This is a genomic window from Sphingomonas donggukensis (genome assembly GCF_023674425.1).
In the GTDB taxonomy this organism is placed as follows: domain Bacteria; phylum Pseudomonadota; class Alphaproteobacteria; order Sphingomonadales; family Sphingomonadaceae; genus Sphingomonas; species Sphingomonas donggukensis.
Map to the genome: position 1 here is coordinate 2,442,763 of NZ_CP098401.1, position 16,665 is coordinate 2,459,427.

A 16,665-nucleotide genomic window follows, 5' to 3' on the forward strand; every position below is an offset into this window, starting at 1 on the left:
ATCGCGCGAAGCGCCATTCGCGTGAGGCTTGTTCACGATTCGCTAAGCGGGTAGTCGCTTGAGCCACGCGATGGCGACACGATCACGATCCTCCCGCAAAGCGCAGCCACCGCGCCGGCCCAACCGCTGGAAGCGCGTTCTCGGCTGGACGTTCGGGATCGGCCTGACCGTCGCGATTCTCGGGCTCATTGCGCTGGTCATCGCGGTCTATACCGCGCGGTCGTCGCTGCCGAGTTTCGACGAGCTGAAGTCGTCGCCCAACGGCCAGATGATCCGCGTCCATGCCGCCGACGGCACGATCCTGGTGTCACTGGGCCCGAGCTACGGCGAATGGATTCCTTATGCCGAAATCCCCGCGCCGATGCGCGACGCGATGGTCGCGGTCGAGGATCGCCGGTTCCGCAGCCATATCGGCGTCGATCCGGTCGGCATCGCCCGCGGCATCCAGGTCAGCTTTCAGCGCGACAAGCGCGTCGCCGGCGTCTCGACGATCACCCAGCAGCTGGCGCGCAACGTCTTCCTGACGTCGAACCGCTCCTATGGCCGCAAGCTGCGCGAGGGCATTTTGGCGCTCGCGCTCGAACGCAAGTTCACCAAGGACCAGATCCTCGAGCTCTACCTGAACAAGGCGTATTTCGGCGGTGGCGCCTACGGCGTCGATGCCGCGTCGCGCAAGTTCTTCGGCCATCCCGCGCAGACGCTCTCGACCTCCGAATCCGCGATCGTCGCCGGCCTCGTGAAGGCGCCGAGCAATTATTCGCCCACCGCCGACGCCGACGCCGCGGTCGCCCGCGGTCGCGTCGTGCTGCGGCTGATGAAGCAGCAGGGCGTGGCAAGCGCCGCCGGCGTCGAGGAATCGGACATCCAGGCGGTGAAGCTGGCGCCGGAGCCGATGCAGAACAGCGTCCGGTACTTTACGGACTGGGCGCTGCCGCAGCTGGAGATGCTGATCGACGAGACGGTCGAGCCGATCGACGTGTGGACCACGCTCGACCTCGGCATGCAGCGCGCCGCCGACGAGGCGATCCGCGCCAATGCCCCGGCAGGCGCCCAAGGCGCGTTGGTCGCGCTCGACCGCGGCGGCGAAGTCCGTGCGATGGTGGGCGGCAAGGATTACGTGTCGTCGATCTATAACCGCGCGACCCAGGCGACGCGCCAGCCCGGATCGGCGTTCAAGCTGTTCGTGTACCTCGCCGCGCTGGAGGCTGGGCACAAGCCCGACGACCAGGTCGTCGACGAAGCGGTGACGATCAACGGGTGGAGCCCGCGCAATAGCTCGCGCCGTTTCTCGGGCGCGATCAACATCCGCACCGCTTTCGCCTATTCGATTAACACGATCGCGGCGAAGCTGGGGCAGGAGATCGGGTTCGGAACGATCGCCGACATGGCGCGCCGCTTCGGCATCACCACACCGGTCAACACCCACCCGTCGATGGTGCTGGGCACGTCCGACGTCCGCCTGATCGACATGACCCGCGCCTTTGCGAGCGTCGCGCAGGAGGGGGTGGCGGTGACCCCTTACGGCATCACCCGCGTCACCGCGAACAACCAGGTGATCTACGCGCACGAAGTCGATACCAGCCGCGTGCTCGTCGCGCCCTATGTCGCAGCGGAAATGACCGACCTGCTCCAGACCGCGGTCAGCACCGGCACTGCGCGCGCGGCGCAGATCGGTCGCCCGGTCGCCGGCAAGACGGGCACGACCAGCTCGAACAAGGATGGGTGGTTCTTGGGCTTCTCCAGCGGGATCACGACCGGCGTGTGGATGGGCCGCGACGATGCGCGCCCGATTTCCGGGCTACAGGGCGGCACCGCGCCCGCCCGCGCCTTCGCGAGCTTCATGAAGCGCGCGGTCGCCAACCGCCCAATCGAGCAGTTCGAAACCGAAGTGACCTTGCCCGAATGGCAGCTCGAGCCCGACGAGGAGACGTATTTCGGCGAGCCCGACAATGGCGCGATGATGGTCGATGCCGACGGCAATCCGGTCGACCAGCCCGCGCCGACACCGCAGGCGACCGAGGAACAGCCCGATCCCGTCACCGGAGAGACCCCGTCGGAGACGCAGCGGCTCGACCAGGAATGGCTGGACCGGATGACCGGGCGCGGCACCCCGCCGAACCGTCCGCCCGTGTCAGCGCAGCCCCCGCGCGAGCCCCCGCCGCGCGATCAGGACGGCGAGCGCCCGTACCAGTGAAGCGCGGCGCCGTTGGCCCTTAGCCAACGGCGCGCCGGGGTCGGATCGGCTTCGTACAACTGCGCAACCAGCGCGTGGAACGCGGGCGAATGGTTCATGTGGACGCGGTGCGCGACTTCGTGCGCGACGGTCGCGCGGCGCACCCACGCCGGCGCCAGGATCAGCCGCCAGCTGTAGCGGATCGTGCCCGACGACGAGCAACTCCCCCAGCGTGAACTGGTATCGCCGACCCCGACCCGCGTGACGCCGACGCCCGCGCGGGCGGCATAGTGGCGGGTTTCCTCGGCCAGCAGCGCCGCCGCCTCGCGCTTCAGCCAGCGAGTGATGCGCTGGTCCAGCCCGTCCGCCGGCCCGCCGACGACGATATGATCGCCGACGACACGCGGCGTGCGCGGGGCCGATAGCTGCCAGTCGAGCACATGGTCGACACCGCCGAACGGCACGACTGCGCCGGGTACGAAGGGTCGCGCCGCTGGCAGTTTCGCGCGCTGCGCCTCGATCCAGTCGCGATGCTCCTCGACCCAGACCAGCGCCGCCCGAATTGCCGCGCGCTGCGGCAACACCAGCCGCACCCGCCCGCTCGACGGATCGAACGCCAGCTTCATCCGCCGCGCGCGCGGGTTGCGGACGATGTCGATGTCGTGCGGCGTCACAATTCGCGATCGACGATGTGATGTTCGAAATCGCCGGCATCGTCCTCGCTGATCGTCCAGCCGCGCGTCGATTCGCCCGCCGCGTGCACCGCTTCGCGGTCCCCCGACACCAGATAATGCCAGTCGGGCAGGGGCTTGCCCTCGTCCAGGCGGCGGTACGCGCACGTCTGCGGCAGCCATTCGAGCGTGCGCACCAGCCGCGGGGTCAGCCGCACGCATTCGGCGACATAGGCATGGCGATGCTTATAGTCCGAACATTGCCCCATCCGCCGGTCGAGCAGGCGGCAGGCGATGTTGGTGGCGTGCAGCTCGCCGCTATCCTCGTCCTCCAGCTTGTGGACGCAGCATTTGCCGCAGCCGTCGCACAGCGCCTCCCACTGCGCGCGGTCCATCTTGCCGAGCGGGGTGGTTTCCCAGAAGCGGTCGATCGTCATCGCGCGCCCATCATCGCCCCGGCGCTATCGCACCCAGCGGTGCAGCTCGTCGGCGATCGCGTCGGCACCCTTTTCGACCGGCAGCAGCGCGATCGGCGCGCCGTCCGGGCCCATCAGGTAAGCCTGGCGGCTGTGATCGACCATATAGCCGCCGCCGGGCGCGGGCGCCTGCTTGGCGAAATAGATGCCGTACGCCTTGGCGACCGCGGCGATCGCCGGCACGCTGCCGGTCACGCCGACCATGCGCGGGTGGAACGCGGCGACGAACTGCTTGACCACCGCGGGGGTATCGCGCTCCGGATCGACGGTCACGAACACCGGCACGACCTTCGCACCCGCCGCCGCGTCGCGCGCCTCGAACGCCTTCAGCCCCGCGCCGATCAGCTGGACGTCGACCGGGCAGACGTCGGGGCAGAAGGTGTAGCCGAAATACATGATCCGGTACTTGCCCGCGAAATCGCGGTCGGTGACGGCGCGCCCGTCCTGATCGGTCAGGCTGAAGGCGCCGCCGATGCGTGCTCCGGCGAGCGGCGGATCCTGCGCCGGTGTGGTCGCCGCAGGATTGCACGCGCCGAGCAATATCGCGGCGGCGACAGGGAAATAGCGGAGGAATGAGCTGTTCATGGCATGGCCAGCCATGATCTGATAGGCGCGCCCGTGCAAGCCATCTCCCCTGACGCCAGAGGTTATCGATGATCCGTCCGCTCCGCCTGCTCCTTGCCGCCGCCGTTCTTGCCGCCCCAGTGGCATCGCCCGCGCAGCAGATGTCGGAAAGCTACGACTTCCTGAAGGCCGTGCGCGACGAGGACGGCACCAAGGTGACGCAGATGCTCGACAAGCCCGGCGCGTCGATCGTCAACACCCGCGACAAGGATTCGGGCGACACCGCGCTGCACATCGTCGTGAAGCGCGGCGACAACACCTATCTCAGCTTCCTGCTGTCGCGCGGCGCCAACGCCAATGCGCAGGACGCACGTGGCAACACGCCGCTGCTGCTGGCGGTGAACGGCGGGTGCGGCGCGTGCATCGACACGCTGGTGGCGCGCAAAGCGAACCTGAACCTCGCCAACGCATCGGGCGAGACGCCGCTGATCCGCGCGGTGCAGCTGCGCAACCTCGATTTCGCGCGCACGCTGCTGACCGCGGGCGCCAATCCCGACCAGGCCGATCGCGTGGCCGGCATGACCGCGCGCGACTATGCCAAGGTCGACAACCGGTCGCCCGCGATCACGAAGCTGCTGAACGACGCGCCCAAGACCGCAAAGCGCGCGGTGTCGGGGCCCAAGCTCTAACCCCGCGGAAAGCCCGCGAACGCATCCGGATCGACCAGGCCGATCACACGCCGCGCCGCGCGCCGGGCGAGCGCCAGGGTGCAGCGGCGACGCGCCGCGACCGGCATCGCCACGGTCGCCGCCTCCCGCACGATCGCCGCGTCATAGCGATCGGCGACGATCACGCCCGACCGCTCGGGCAGGAACGCCGGGGTGTCGAGCGGGCCGGCGTCGAACCCGGTCGGGATCGCCCAGAAGAACCGATCGCAATGCGGCAGATAGTCGGTCCATTTGCCGTCGCCGAGCAGGTCGGCGCGCGACACCTTTATCTCGACGATGACGAGTTCGCCCTTCGGCCCCACCGCCATCAGATCGGCGCGGCGCCCGCCGTCGAGCGGCATCTCCCCGATGGCGACGATATCGTGGCGCAGCAGCATCCGGCACACGCCGCGCGCGACGTCAGCGGCGATCAGCCGCTCGGCAACCGAAGGTGCGGGGGGCGCAGATACGTCGAGGGGCGCGATGTCGGCCATCGCGCCCCTCATAGAACAAGCCGGGAACGCGGGGAACCCCGCGCGCGCCCGGACGAGCGTTTCGTATCAGCGATAGAAGACGTGGTTGCCGATCGCGGCGACCTTCTGCATCCGCCAGCCCGGCGCGACGCGGCGGGCGTGGAAGAACAGCGCGCTGTCGGCGGCACCGTCCCACAGGTCGCGCGCAGCGACCTTGGCGATGGCGACCGCGGTGGTCCAGCCGGAACGCCCCTCCGCCGACGGCACGACGCCGCCGCGAACGAACGAAAACTGGCCGCGCTGGGTCAGCACCGAACAGATCGACTTGGGGAAGCGGCCCGACTTCGTGCGATTGATGATGGTCTGGGCGACGGCGAGCTGGCCGGTGAGCGGCTCACCCTTCGATTCGAAGAACACGCCGGCGGCGAGGCAGCGCATCTCGCGGTCCTCGATGGCGTGATCCTGCGCGGCGACGGCTTCGGAGAGCGAATCGAAATCCTCCTCATCCGGCGCGGTCGCGGTTTCGGTCGGGATCGGCTGGACCTGCACCACGGCGGGGCGGGCGACTGCGGGCGCGGCGTCCTGCGGTACGGCAGCGGGGGACTGAATCGTGGGAACCTGGGGAACGGCCAATGCGTTCAAGGTCGACATCTGCACGGGGCTCAGCTCCTGCGCGAACCCCGGGGTCGTGGTGCCAAGCAGGAAGCCGGCACAAAAAGTAACCGCCGCAAAGGTAGCGGCGCGAGCGACAAGCGACATTCAACTTCGATACTGTGCGGTTGGCATGCGGATGCGGCACGCGTGTTTCGAACACCCTTCGAAACCGGCCGACCCGAATAACCCCCCGACTGCGTAACCGAACGGGATCGCACCCCGGGCAGCACAACGCGAACTTCTGGAACCCGGCGTTTGTTACCGCAGTGCAACAGAGTCAATCGGCGGCGATCGTTTCAGCGACGAATCGTTCGGCATCCGCGACGATCACCTCGACCACCCACAGGTCCGGATCGCGTGCGCGGCGGCGGCGCCAATAATCCAGCAGCGCGGAATCGTCGGCCTCCGCCGGACCCGCGGCGATCAACCCGCCATCGCCCAGCCCGCGCTCCAGCGCGCGCGGTGGTGCGCCCGGCACCTGCGCGATCGCCAGCACCGCGCCGCCCATCGCATCGCCGCGCGCCAAGATCATCGCCGATCCGCCGGCGTCGTGGACACGGCGGATGAGCGCCTTCACTCGGAATTCCGACGTCAGTCGCATCGATCAGGCCGCATAGCCGGGCAGGCTGGCGAGCCCGATGCGCGAGCGCATGAAGGTGCCGGTGCCGCGCGCCGCCTCTTCGCCGGAGGCATCGATGATCCGCGCCTCGGCCACGAACACCCGGCGCTGGCCGCTGACCCAGCGTCCCTCCGCCACCACCGGTCCCGGCCCCAGCGGGCGGGTGAAGAACAGGTTGAACGCCGTCGTCAGCAGGAACCGGTCGGTCACCAGGCTGTTCGCCGCGTAGAAAGCGGCGTCGTCGAGCATCTTGAAATAAGCGGTGCCGTGGACCGCGCCGGCGGCATGGAAATGGCGCTCGTCGAGGGTGAAGTCGATCCGCGCGCGCCCCGCCTCGACGATCGTCAGCCGCGATTCGAACAGCCCGTTGACGGGTGCCGCGGCATAGAGCGATTCGAGCGCGCGGAAATGCGCCTCGGCACCCGCCGGCAGCTCAGGCGGCGTCACGCGCGCCGATCCCGGTCAGCAGCGCATACAGCGCGTCGCGCGAACCTGCGCCGCGCAACTTTTCTGCGAGGCCGCGATCGCGCAACCGCCGCGACACGCGCGCGAGCGCCTTCAGATGGTCCGCACCGGCATCGGGCGGCGACAGCAGCATGAACACAAGATCGACCGGCAGGTCGTCGACCGCAGCGAAATCGATCCCCCGCGTCAGCCGCGCAAAGATGCCGCGCACCTCCGGCAAGCCCTCGATCCGCGCATGCGGCACGGCGATGCCGCCGCCGAACCCGGTCGTGCCCAGCTTCTCGCGATCCGCCAGCCGCGTCGCGACTAGTCCGGCATCGAGCCCCAGCGCACTCGCCGATGCCGCGCCCAGCGCCGTAAACAGCGCGCGTTTCGTGCCCACGGACACGTCCGGCAACACGCAGTCGAGAGCGATCATGTCGCTCAGGTCGGTCACATCGTCCCCCTTTCCGGGCGACGCTCCTCGCGCCGCCCGGCCTGTTCGATCCCGTCGGCTCAGCCCGCGCGGTTGGGCTCCACCCAGCCGATGGTGCCGTCGTGGCGGCGATAGACCATGTTGAAACTGCCCGTCCCGCTATTCTTGAACAGCAGCGCGGCGGTGTTGCGCAGGTCGAGCATCATCACCGCGTCCGACACGCTGGCGTCGGGCACGTCGACGCGGGTCTCGGCGATGATAAGCGGGGCGTCGGTCGCCTCTTCCTCCTCGCCGCCGCCGTTGAACACGGTGTAGCCCGCGCCGTCGCGACCGTCGGCCTCGGCAAAGGCGGCGGCCTGGCCGGCGTTGCGATCCTTCAGCCGGCGCATGTAGCGGCGCAGCTGCTTCTCGATCTTGTCGGCGGCACCATCGAACGCCAGATGCGCCTCGCTGCCCGGATTGGTGTGGCTGCCCTTCAGCACCAGGCCCTGCATCACATGCGCGACGATGTCGCAGACGAAGCCGTGATCGTGCGGGCCCTTGCCGAAGGTCACCTGCGCGGAAATCGCGCGGGAGAAATATTTGTCGGCGATACCCTGTAGCCGATCCTCGACGTGGCGCTTCAAAGCATCGCCGGTGTCGACCTGATGGCCCGATACACGGATATCCATGCCTGTTTCTCCTTCTTGGATTGGGCGGTGCGCGCCGAAACCCGCGCCGCCGGGGTCAACCGAACGCAGACGCCCCCCAGAGCGGTTCCTTCACGGTCTTCATAAATTCGGCATGCCGGGCCAGTTCCTCCGCCGAAGCGGCATGTGCGCGCGGCGGGCGGATTTCGGCGCGGACCGCGACCAGCTCGACCACCGTGTCGGCGACCGGCTCGACCGCCAGCCCCAGCCCGATCTGCCGCCCGCCGGTCAGCTCGACATAGACCTGCGCCAGCAATTGCGCGTCGAGCAGCGCGCCGTGGACGACGCGGTGCGACCGGTCGATGCCGAAGCGCACGCACAGCGCGTCGAGCGAATGCTTGGCACCGGGGTGTCGCGTGCGCGCGATCGTCAGCGTGTCGACCATGCGCGAGCGGCAGATCTCGACCCGGCCGGCCCGCTTCAGCTCGCCGTTCAGGAAGGAAAAGTCGAAACCGGCATTGTGCGCGACCAGCGGCGCGTCGCCGACGAACTCGAGCAGGTCGGCGACGACCGCACCGAACAGTGGCTTGTCCGACAGGAACACCGCCGACAGGCCGTGCACCGCCTCCGCCTCCGCCGGCATGTCGCGTTCGGGATTGATATAGGCGTGAAAACTGCGTCCGGTCTCGACGCGGTTGACCATCTCGATACAGCCGATCTCGACCAGCCGGTCGCCGCCCGCGAAGCTGAGCCCCGTCGTTTCGGTGTCGAACACGATTTCGCGCATGGCGACCTTATCCTCCCGTCGCGCCCGCTAGGCAAGCGATGACCTGACGCACGCGCGTGCGGGTGCGGGACAGCGCGCCGTCGGTCGGCACGACGTGATCGGCGCGCGCGCGCTTTTCGGCATCGGGGGTCTGCTTGGCGAGGATCGATTCGAACCGCGCGACCGTCATTCCGGGCCGGGCGAGCACACGCGCGCGCTGCACATCGGCGGGGGCGGAGACGACGACGATGCGATCGACCGACCGCCAGCCGCCGGTTTCGAACAGCAGCGGGATGTCGAGCACGACCAGCGGCGCATCGGCGTGGCGCGCCAGGAATGCGCGACGCTCGTCGGCGACCGCGGGGTGGACGATCGCCTCCAGCGCGGCGAGCGCGGCGGGATCGCCGAACACGGCTTCGGCCAGCGCGGTGCGGTTTACGCCCTGCGGCCCGGTGGTGTCGGGGAACCGCGCCTCGATCGCCGCGACGACACGCCCCGCAGGCCCCTGCAGGGCGTGGACGGCGGCGTCGGCGTCGAACACCGGCACGCCTTCGTCGGCGAACATCGCCGCGACGGTCGATTTGCCCATGCCGATCGACCCGGTCAGGCCGATCACCAGCGGGCGCGGGCCGGTCATGACGTCAGCAGCGCGCGCAGATCCTCGTCGCGATCGCGCGGCGGTTCGCGCCCGAAGAACAGCTCGAAGGCGAGCGCGGCCTGGCCGACCAGCATCTCCAGCCCGTCGACCGTATCGAGCTCGCGCGCCCGCGCGTCCGCCAGCAGCTGCGTCTCGAGCGGTGAATAGACGATGTCGTACACCACGGCGTCCTCGCCCATCGGCGTCAGGTCGAGCGACAGCGGGGATTGCCCCGCCATGCCGAGCGCGCTGGCGTTCACCAGCAACGCGGTATCTCCGGCCAAGGGCGCGCCGATCGCGGCGACGTCGCCCTTCAGTCCGAAGCGGGCGAGCAGCCCCGCGGCCTTCAGCGGCGATCGGTTCTGCACCGTAACTGCGCCGACCCCGAGCTTCGACAATGCGAACAGCACCGCTCGCGCCGCCCCCCCGGCACCGATCACGGTGATGCGGCGTCCGGCGAGATCGAGACCGGCGATCGGTGCGACGAAGCCGGCGGCGTCGGTGTTCGTGCCGACCAATGCCCCGTCGCCCTGGTGCAGCACGGTGTTCATCGCGCCGATGCTGCCGCGCACGTCGCCCGGATCGTCGACCAGGTCGAGGATGGCGAGCTTGTGCGGCAGCGTCACGTTGCACCCGCGCCAATCGGGATCGGCGCGGCGGTCGGCGATATAGCCGGGCAGGGCTTCGGCGGTGACATGGGCATGGCGATACTCGCCCTCCAGCCCAAGCGCCTCCAGCCAGAAACGGTGGATCAGCGGCGACTTGGATTGCGCGATCGGATCGCCGATCACCTCGGCATAGCGCACGCTCATGACGTCAATACTCCGCGGACGCGCAGGTAATCGAGCACCGGCAACAGCGGCAGGCCGAGGATCGTGAACTGGCTGCCGTCGATCCGCGCGAACAATTGTGCGCCCGGCCCCTCGATCCGGTAGCAGCCGACGCATCCCGCAATCGCCGGCCATTCGGCGTCGAGATAGGCGTCGATGAACGCATCCGACAGCGGACGCACGAACAGCGTCGCGGTATCGACTTCGCGCCACACCGGGCGGCCATCCTCGACGATCACCGCGGCGCTGTGCAGCCGGTGGCGATGCCCCGACAGGCGACGCAGATGGTCGGCGGCGTCGGCGCGGTCGACCGGCTTGTCGAGCAGGATGCCGTGATCGAGCTCGACCACGGAGTCGCTGCCGAGCACCAGCGCGCGGGGGTGGCGGGCTGAGACCTTGATTGCTTTCAGCTGCGCCAGCGCATCGGCGGTATCGCGCGCCGACGTGCCCGCGGCGGCGAGCGCAGCCTTGGCCGCGTCCTCATCGACGTTGGGCCGGTCAATCTCGAACGCGACGTCCGCCTGTTCGAGCATCACCCGGCGCGAGGCACTGCCGCTGGCGAGGATCAGCTTCACGCCTCGACCCCGGCCAGGGTACGCTCGCCGACCAGCGCGATGATCGCGGCGGCGGTTTCCTCGATCGAGCGACGGGTGACGTCGATCACTGGCCAGCCGTTGTCGGCGAACATCCGCCGCGCGTAGGCGACCTCGCGCATCACGGATTCCTGTTCGACATAGGCGGTCTCGGTCTTCTGGTTGAGCGACAACAGGCGATTGCGGCGGATCTGGACCAGCCGGTCGGCACTGGTGGTCAGCCCGACAACGAGCGGCGATTTGAGTGCGAACAGGATCGGCGGCGGCGGCGATTCCACCACGATCGGGATGTTCGCGGTCTTATACCCGCGGTTGGCGAGGTAGATCGAGGTCGGCGTCTTCGAAGAGCGCGAAACGCCCGCAAGCACGATATCGGCGGCCTCCCAATCGTCCGACGCGATGCCGTCGTCATGGGCGATGGTCCACTGGATCGCCTCGACCCGCGCGAAATAGGCGGCGTCGAGGGTATGCTGGCGCCCGGGCCGGGCCTTGGCCTCCTGCCCGAGCAGCCCCGACAGCGCGTCGTTCACTCCGTCGAGCGGGGCGACCGCGGGCAGGCCCATCGCGCGGCAGCGATCCTCCAGCATCGTGCGGATCGCGGGATTGACCAGCGTGAACAGGACGAGGCCCGGGAATTGCGCGACTTCGGTCAGGATGCGCTCCAGATGCGCCTCGTTGCGCACCATCGGCCAGAAATGCCGCTGCGTATCGACGTCGTCATATTGCGCCAGCGCCGCCTTGGCGATGTTCTCCAGCGTCTCGCCCGTCGAATCCGACAGCAGATGGAGGTGCAGACGCATCACCGGGAGCGATCTGTGGACAACATGGGGGTGGGGGCTAGCGCAACTCGGCCAAGCCGCCAAGCACGCGAAAACCGGGCGATCCATGCCGCTTCGTCCACAGTCCCGCCGACAGCCCCCGATTTCGTCCACCGCCTGTGGATAACGGGGATCGCCACTTCGAATCGCCGCGGAATCGCGCCGCCGCTCCGGTCAATCTGTGGGCAGAGTCTGGACGCCGCCGTAAACCCCGCTACCCACGGACCAACAACCTTCAACAACCCTTATATCTAGATTCTTCTTTTATGTTGGGACCGGACTTGAGCGATACGCACGCCCCCAAGCCCCTGCTCGCGACGCTGCGTGGGGAAAAGCTGTCGGCGCCGCCGATCTGGCTGATGCGTCAGGCGGGACGTTACCTGCCCGAGTATCGCGCGCTCAGGGCCGAGAAGGGCGGTTTCCTGGCGCTGGCGACCGATCCGGTGGCGGCGACCGAGATCACGCTCCAGCCGATCCGCCGCTTCGGCTTCGACGGCGCCATCCTGTTTTCCGATATCCTCATGGTGCCGTGGGCGCTCGGCCAGGATCTGTGGTTTGAGGTGGGCGAGGGGCCGCGTCTGGCGCCGACCTTGGTCGATCATGCGCTGGAGACGCTCCAGCCGGCACCTGAGCGGCTCGAGCCGGTCTATGCGACCGTCCGCGGGGTGGCTGCGGCATTGCCCCCACAGGTCACCTTTTTGGGCTTTGCCGGCAGCCCCTGGACCGTCGCGACCTATATGGTCGCCGGCCAAGGCAGTCGCGACCAGGCCGAGACGCGGCGCTTCGCCTACCGTGACCCGCAGGCATTCCAGTCGATCATCGACGCGATCGTCGCGCTGACTGTCACTTATCTCTCGGGGCAGATCACCGCGGGGGTCGAGGCGGTGCAGCTGTTCGACAGCTGGGCCGGGAGCCTCAGCCCCGCCGAGTTCGAGCGCTGGGTCATCGCGCCGAATGCGGAGATCGTGCGCCGCCTGCGCGCGCTTCACCCCGACACGCCGATCATCGGTTTTCCGAAGGGCGCGGGCGGCAAGCTCGCCGCCTATGCGACTGGCGTCGCCCCCGACGCGATCGGGCTGGACGAGACGGTCGACCCCGTGTGGGCCGACGCCGCGTTGCCTTCCGGTCTGCCGGTACAGGGCAATCTCGACCCGCTGGCGCTGATTGCGGGCGGCGACGTGCTCGACACCGCGATCGACCGCGTGCTGGGTGCGTTCCGCGATCGCCCGCACGTCTTCAACCTCGGGCACGGTATCCAGCAGGACACGCCGATCGCGCATGTCGAACAGGCGATCGCTCGCGTCAGGGGCGCCGCGTGACCGGGTTGCTCGGCGCCGCATATCCGTGGGTGAAGGCGGCGCACGTCGTGTTCGTCATCTTCTGGATGGCCGGGCTGTTCATGCTGCCGCGCTACCTCGTCTATCATCAGGAAGGACTGGGTGATGCCGCCGAGGAGGCCCGCTGGATCAAGCGCGAGGGCGTGCTGCGCCGAATGATCCTGACGCCCTCGCTGGTCGCGGTGTGGCTGCTGGGTCTGTTGCTTGCCGCCAATCTCGGGCTGTTCGACGGCGGGGCGGGGCTCGGCTGGCTGCATGCCAAGCTGCTGATCGTGGTATTGCTGAGCGGCTATCACGGTTGGGCGGTCAGCTATGCGAAGCGGCTGGCGACCGGCGAGGGGCGGCTCTCGGGCCGTACCTTGCGCATGGTCAACGAAGTGCCGGCGCTCGCCGCCTTCGCGATCGTCGTGCTGGTGATCGTTCGCCCGTTCTGAAACCGGGGCGGGGCCCTGCTTGACTTGACCCCGCCCGCCACCTAATTCGCGAGGAGAACGCGACCCCGCCGGCCCCGGCGGGCGCGCACCCTCCCGTTTTTGCCAGCGCAGTCGTCTTCCGACAGATCAGCGGCCAAGAAACCTCCTCAGCCTCCCATTCCCCGGACGCCCGAAATGCATCTCAAAGACCTGAAGAAGAAAGCCCCCGCCGAGCTGGTCAGCATGGCCGAGGAGCTGGGCGTCGAAAGCGCCTCGACGCTGCGCAAGCAGGATCTGCTGTTCGCCATCCTGAAGATCCAGGCCGAGAACGGCGACCAGATCATGGGCGAGGGCACGATCGAGGTGCTGTCGGACGGCTTCGGCTTCCTGCGCAGCGCCCAGGCCAATTACCTGGCCGGTCCCGACGACATCTACATCTCGCCGAACCAGGTCCGTAAGTTCGGGCTGCGCACCGGCGATACGGTCGAGGGCGAGATCCGGGGCCCTAAGGACGGCGAGCGATATTTCGCGCTCACCAAGCTCGTCAGCGTCAATTTCGACGACCCCGACGTCGTCCGCCACCGCGTCAATTTCGACAATCTGACGCCGCTCTACCCCGAGAGCAAGCTGACGCTCGACCAGCTCGACCCGACCCAGAAGGACAAGTCGGCGCGGGTCATCGACATCGTCAGCCCGCAGGGCAAGGGCCAGCGCACGCTGATCGTCGCGCCGCCGCGCGTCGGCAAGACGGTGATGCTGCAGAACATCGCCAAGGCGATCACCGACAATCACCCCGAAGTGTTCCTGCTGGTCCTGCTGATCGACGAGCGCCCGGAAGAAGTCACCGACATGCAGCGCAGCGTGAAGGGCGAGGTGGTATCCTCGACCTTCGACGAACCCGCCACGCGCCACGTGCAAGTCGCTGAAATGGTTATCGAAAAGGCCAAGCGCCTGGTCGAGCACAAGAAGGACGTCGTGATCCTGCTCGACTCGATCACCCGCCTGGGTCGCGCCTACAACACGGTCGTGCCGTCATCGGGCAAGGTGCTGACCGGCGGCGTCGATGCGAACGCGCTTCAGCGGCCCAAGCGCTTCTTCGGCGCGGCGCGCAACATCGAGGAGGGCGGGTCCCTGTCGATCATCGCGACGGCCCTGATCGACACCGGCAGCCGCATGGACGAGGTGATCTTCGAAGAGTTCAAGGGCACCGGCAACTCCGAAATCGTCCTCGACCGCAAGGTCGCCGACAAGCGCATCTTCCCGGCGCTCGACGTCGGCAAGTCCGGCACCCGCAAGGAAGAGCTGCTGGTCGAGAAGGACAAGCTCAGCAAGATGTGGGTGCTGCGCCGCATCCTGATGCAGATGGGCACCATCGACGCGATGGAATTCCTGCTCGACAAGATGAAGAATTCGAAGACCAACGACGATTTCTTCGATTCCATGAATCAGTGACGGCTGCGGCCCGGCGCACGCTGCGCCTGGACTCGCACCGGCACGGCCGGCGGATGCAATCCGGCCGACGGCGTGGGCTTTGCCCACGCCTTTTTTATGACTAGGACGCCCGCATGACCGACCTCTGGCAGCACATCGTCAACGACTTCGCCAACATCGGCAGCCCATCGGCGCTGTCGGCGTTCCTGCAGGTGTTGATGATCGACGTCATGCTGGCGGGCGACAATGCGATCGTCGTCGGCGCGCTGGCCGCGGGCCTGCCCGCCGACCAGCGCAAGAAGGTCATCCTGATCGGCATCATCGCCGCGCTGGTCCTGCGGATCGTGTTCGCGCTGGCGGTCACGCAGCTGATGCAGGTCGTGGGGCTGATTTTCGCCGGCGGGCTGCTGTTGCTGTGGGTGTCGTGGAAGATGTGGCGCGAGCTGCGTCACGACCCCGGCAAGACCGCAGAGGAAACCGTCGACCTGAAGCCGGCCAAGAGCTTCGTCGGTGCCGCCTGGGCGGTGGCGATCGCCGACGTGTCGATGAGCCTCGACAATGTGCTGGCCGTCGCTGGCGCGGCCAAGGAGCATCCCGGCATCCTGATCGTCGGCCTGCTGCTGTCGGTCGCGCTGATGGGCCTCGCCGCCACTGCAATCGCCAAGTACATCGAACGCTACAGGTGGATCGCCTATATCGGCTTGCTGGTGATCCTCTACGTCGCCGGCAAGATGATCTACGAGGGGTTCGTCGATCCGGCAGTCGGCCTCGGCACGCTGTTCTGACATTGCCCGCACGCCGGGGCGTGCGGGCTATCCCAGGTTCTCGGCGAAGAACGCCGCTGTCGCCGCATCCGCGCGGTCCGCGGCCTCGGGCGAGCGGCGCGCGCCGATTTCGGTGGCGAAGCCGTGGTCCTCGCCCGGATAATCGATCAGCGTGACCTTCGGATGGTCGTCGAGCCCGTCGTGCATCGCGGCCTGTGTCTCGGCGCTCACGAAATGGTCGGCCCCGGCGATGTGGAGCAGCAGCGGGTGGGCGATGGCGTGCTTTTCGCCCAGCAGGCCATCGATGCCGACCGCATAATAGCCGACGCTGGCATCGACGTCGGTGCGCGCCGCAGTCATATAGGCCAGCCGCCCACCCAGACAGTAGCCGACGCAGCCGACCTTGCCGCCGGCGATTTCCGCCCGCGCGATGCGGATCGTCGCTTCGATATCGGCGATGCCTTGGTCCTGGTCGAACTTGCCCATCAGGTCCAGCGCCTGCTGCATCTCCTCGGGCACATCGGGATCGAGCTGGATACCGGGGTTAAGTCGCCAAAACAGGTCGGGCGCGATGGCGAGATAGCCGTCCTGCGCCAGCCGGTCGCATTTGCGGCGGATGCCGGCGCTCACGCCGAAGATTTCCTGGATGACGACGATCGCGGCGCGCGCCGTGCCTGCGGGCCGCGCGACATAGGCGTCGAATTGGCCGTCGCCGGCGAGCGTGAGGATGGGCAGCATCAGCGGTGTTCTCCGAACCGGGTCTCGTGATCGATCAGCCAACGCTTGGTCTCGACGCCGGCTCCCGCCGAATAGTTGTCGCGACCGGCGCTCGTCAGAATGCGGTGGCACGGCACGACGATGGGGAAGGGGTTGCGCGCGCACAGCTGACCGATGGCGCGCGCCGACGAGCCGAGTTGCCGCGCGAGCGCGCCGTAGGTCATGCTGGTGCCGTAGCCGACCTTTATCAGCCCGTCGCGCAACGCCTGCCCGCGCGGTGTGCGGGCCGGGGCGAGCGCCAGGTCGAAGTCGCGGAGCGCGCCGTCGAACCAAGCCTCGAGCTGCTCCGCCGCCGCCAGCACCGCAGCGCCATCCGGACGGCGCGGCGCCTGGCGCTCGGTTTCGATGGCGATGCGGTGGATGGTCGCCGCATCGCCCTCGATCCGGACCATGCCGACAGGCGTTGCGAGGAGTGCTGTATCGCGGGCATAGGTCATGCTCGCCAGATTAGGG

The 16,665-nt window shown here is 68.3% G+C and carries 22 protein-coding genes; 6 read left to right on the plus strand and 16 right to left on the minus strand.

Annotated features, from left to right (window positions below; all coding sequences use genetic code 11):
- Positions 1 to 70: 70 nt before the first annotated feature.
- A complete protein-coding gene (locus M9980_RS12020) occupies positions 71 to 2,194 on the plus strand; it encodes a transglycosylase domain-containing protein (protein ID WP_250751221.1) in 2,124 nt (707 codons plus the stop codon).
- Here the strand turns inward: M9980_RS12020 and M9980_RS12025 are convergent.
- Genes M9980_RS12025 through M9980_RS12035 form a run of 3 tightly spaced genes read right to left on the minus strand, consistent with a single transcriptional unit; the run spans position 2,167 to position 3,905 of the window.
- Entirely contained in the window at positions 2,167 to 2,799 is a 633-nt protein-coding gene (locus M9980_RS12025; protein WP_250754921.1) for a M48 family metallopeptidase, read from the minus strand. The two genes, M9980_RS12020 and M9980_RS12025, sit on opposite strands and share 28 nt — an antisense overlap.
- 44 nt (positions 2,800 to 2,843) lie before the next feature.
- Entirely contained in the window at positions 2,844 to 3,281 is a 438-nt protein-coding gene (locus tag M9980_RS12030; protein WP_250751223.1) for a YcgN family cysteine cluster protein, read from the minus strand.
- Positions 3,282 to 3,305: 24 nt separating this feature from the next.
- Positions 3,306 to 3,905, minus strand: a complete 600-nt coding sequence (locus M9980_RS12035) for an SCO family protein (RefSeq protein WP_250751226.1) — start codon at positions 3,903 to 3,905, stop codon at positions 3,306 to 3,308.
- Between the two features lie 68 nt (positions 3,906 to 3,973).
- Here M9980_RS12035 and M9980_RS12040 point away from each other — a divergent pair, with 68 nt between their 5' ends.
- Positions 3,974 to 4,573 carry an ankyrin repeat domain-containing protein gene (locus M9980_RS12040; RefSeq protein ID WP_250751229.1) on the plus strand — a complete coding sequence of 200 codons (600 nt, stop codon included), beginning with the start codon at positions 3,974 to 3,976 and terminating at the stop codon, positions 4,571 to 4,573.
- On the opposite strand, the gene M9980_RS12045 is transcribed toward M9980_RS12040, so the two are convergent.
- From M9980_RS12045 to M9980_RS12095, 11 genes are all read right to left on the minus strand, one after another.
- Positions 4,570 to 5,085, minus strand: coding sequence for an MmcB family DNA repair protein (locus M9980_RS12045; protein ID WP_250751231.1), 516 nt, complete (start codon positions 5,083 to 5,085; stop codon positions 4,570 to 4,572). The two genes, M9980_RS12040 and M9980_RS12045, sit on opposite strands and share 4 nt — an antisense overlap.
- 66 nt (positions 5,086 to 5,151) lie before the next feature.
- Complete coding sequence (locus tag M9980_RS12050) at positions 5,152 to 5,823, minus strand: cell wall hydrolase (RefSeq protein WP_250751233.1); 672 nt, start codon at positions 5,821 to 5,823, stop codon at positions 5,152 to 5,154.
- Between the two features lie 172 nt (positions 5,824 to 5,995).
- Positions 5,996 to 6,319, minus strand: a complete 324-nt coding sequence (locus M9980_RS12055) for a DUF1491 family protein (protein ID WP_422921365.1) — start codon at positions 6,317 to 6,319, stop codon at positions 5,996 to 5,998.
- Positions 6,320 to 6,322: 3 nt separating this feature from the next.
- The gene (locus tag M9980_RS12060) at positions 6,323 to 6,784 is read right to left on the minus strand and encodes a PaaI family thioesterase (RefSeq protein ID WP_250751236.1); all 462 of its coding nucleotides are present in this window, start codon (positions 6,782 to 6,784) and stop codon (positions 6,323 to 6,325) included.
- Positions 6,771 to 7,238, minus strand: a complete 468-nt coding sequence (locus M9980_RS12065; protein ID WP_250751238.1) for a PTS sugar transporter subunit IIA — start codon at positions 7,236 to 7,238, stop codon at positions 6,771 to 6,773. The genes M9980_RS12060 and M9980_RS12065 overlap by 14 nt, the downstream gene beginning before the upstream one ends.
- 59 nt (positions 7,239 to 7,297) lie before the next feature.
- On the minus strand, positions 7,298 to 7,888 hold the full coding sequence (gene hpf, locus M9980_RS12070) for a ribosome hibernation-promoting factor, HPF/YfiA family (RefSeq protein ID WP_250751240.1): 591 nt from the start codon (positions 7,886 to 7,888) through the stop codon (positions 7,298 to 7,300).
- A 55-nt stretch (positions 7,889 to 7,943) separates the two neighbouring features.
- On the minus strand, positions 7,944 to 8,633 hold the full coding sequence (gene dnaQ, locus M9980_RS12075) for a DNA polymerase III subunit epsilon (protein ID WP_250751243.1): 690 nt from the start codon (positions 8,631 to 8,633) through the stop codon (positions 7,944 to 7,946).
- 7 nt (positions 8,634 to 8,640) lie between these two features.
- Complete coding sequence (gene coaE, locus M9980_RS12080) at positions 8,641 to 9,249, minus strand: dephospho-CoA kinase (protein ID WP_250751246.1); 609 nt, start codon at positions 9,247 to 9,249, stop codon at positions 8,641 to 8,643.
- Positions 9,246 to 10,061, minus strand: a complete 816-nt coding sequence (locus tag M9980_RS12085; RefSeq protein ID WP_250751248.1) for a shikimate dehydrogenase family protein — start codon at positions 10,059 to 10,061, stop codon at positions 9,246 to 9,248. Before M9980_RS12085 ends, coaE begins: the two co-directional genes overlap by 4 nt.
- Positions 10,058 to 10,612, minus strand: a complete 555-nt coding sequence (locus M9980_RS12090) for a Maf family protein (protein ID WP_250754923.1) — start codon at positions 10,610 to 10,612, stop codon at positions 10,058 to 10,060. Before M9980_RS12090 ends, M9980_RS12085 begins: the two co-directional genes overlap by 4 nt.
- A gap of 38 nt (positions 10,613 to 10,650) precedes the next feature.
- A complete protein-coding gene (locus tag M9980_RS12095) occupies positions 10,651 to 11,472 on the minus strand; it encodes a pyruvate, water dikinase regulatory protein (RefSeq protein ID WP_479725558.1) in 822 nt (273 codons plus the stop codon).
- 284 nt (positions 11,473 to 11,756) lie between these two features.
- Here M9980_RS12095 and hemE point away from each other — a divergent pair, with 284 nt between their 5' ends.
- The 4 genes from hemE (at position 11,757) to M9980_RS12115 (ending at position 15,456) form a co-directional block, all read left to right on the plus strand.
- Complete coding sequence (hemE, locus tag M9980_RS12100) at positions 11,757 to 12,809, plus strand: uroporphyrinogen decarboxylase (protein ID WP_250751252.1); 1,053 nt, start codon at positions 11,757 to 11,759, stop codon at positions 12,807 to 12,809.
- Positions 12,806 to 13,261 carry a CopD family protein gene (locus M9980_RS12105; protein WP_250751253.1) on the plus strand — a complete coding sequence of 152 codons (456 nt, stop codon included), beginning with the start codon at positions 12,806 to 12,808 and terminating at the stop codon, positions 13,259 to 13,261. Before hemE ends, M9980_RS12105 begins: the two co-directional genes overlap by 4 nt.
- 174 nt (positions 13,262 to 13,435) lie before the next feature.
- Positions 13,436 to 14,692: a transcription termination factor Rho gene (gene rho, locus M9980_RS12110; protein ID WP_250751255.1), complete on the plus strand. Its 1,257-nt coding sequence runs from the start codon at positions 13,436 to 13,438 to the stop codon at positions 14,690 to 14,692.
- 113 nt (positions 14,693 to 14,805) lie between these two features.
- The gene (locus tag M9980_RS12115; protein WP_250751257.1) at positions 14,806 to 15,456 is read left to right on the plus strand and encodes a TerC family protein; all 651 of its coding nucleotides are present in this window, start codon (positions 14,806 to 14,808) and stop codon (positions 15,454 to 15,456) included.
- Positions 15,457 to 15,483: 27 nt separating this feature from the next.
- Here the strand turns inward: M9980_RS12115 and M9980_RS12120 are convergent, their stop codons facing one another.
- Both M9980_RS12120 and M9980_RS12125 read right to left on the minus strand, forming a co-directional pair.
- A complete protein-coding gene (locus M9980_RS12120; protein WP_250751259.1) occupies positions 15,484 to 16,173 on the minus strand; it encodes a dienelactone hydrolase family protein in 690 nt (229 codons plus the stop codon).
- Positions 16,173 to 16,649 (minus strand): methylated-DNA--[protein]-cysteine S-methyltransferase, encoded by a 477-nt coding sequence (locus tag M9980_RS12125; RefSeq protein ID WP_250751260.1) that lies wholly within the window; start codon positions 16,647 to 16,649, stop codon positions 16,173 to 16,175. Before M9980_RS12125 ends, M9980_RS12120 begins: the two co-directional genes overlap by 1 nt.
- Between the last annotated feature and the right edge of the window lie 16 nt (positions 16,650 to 16,665).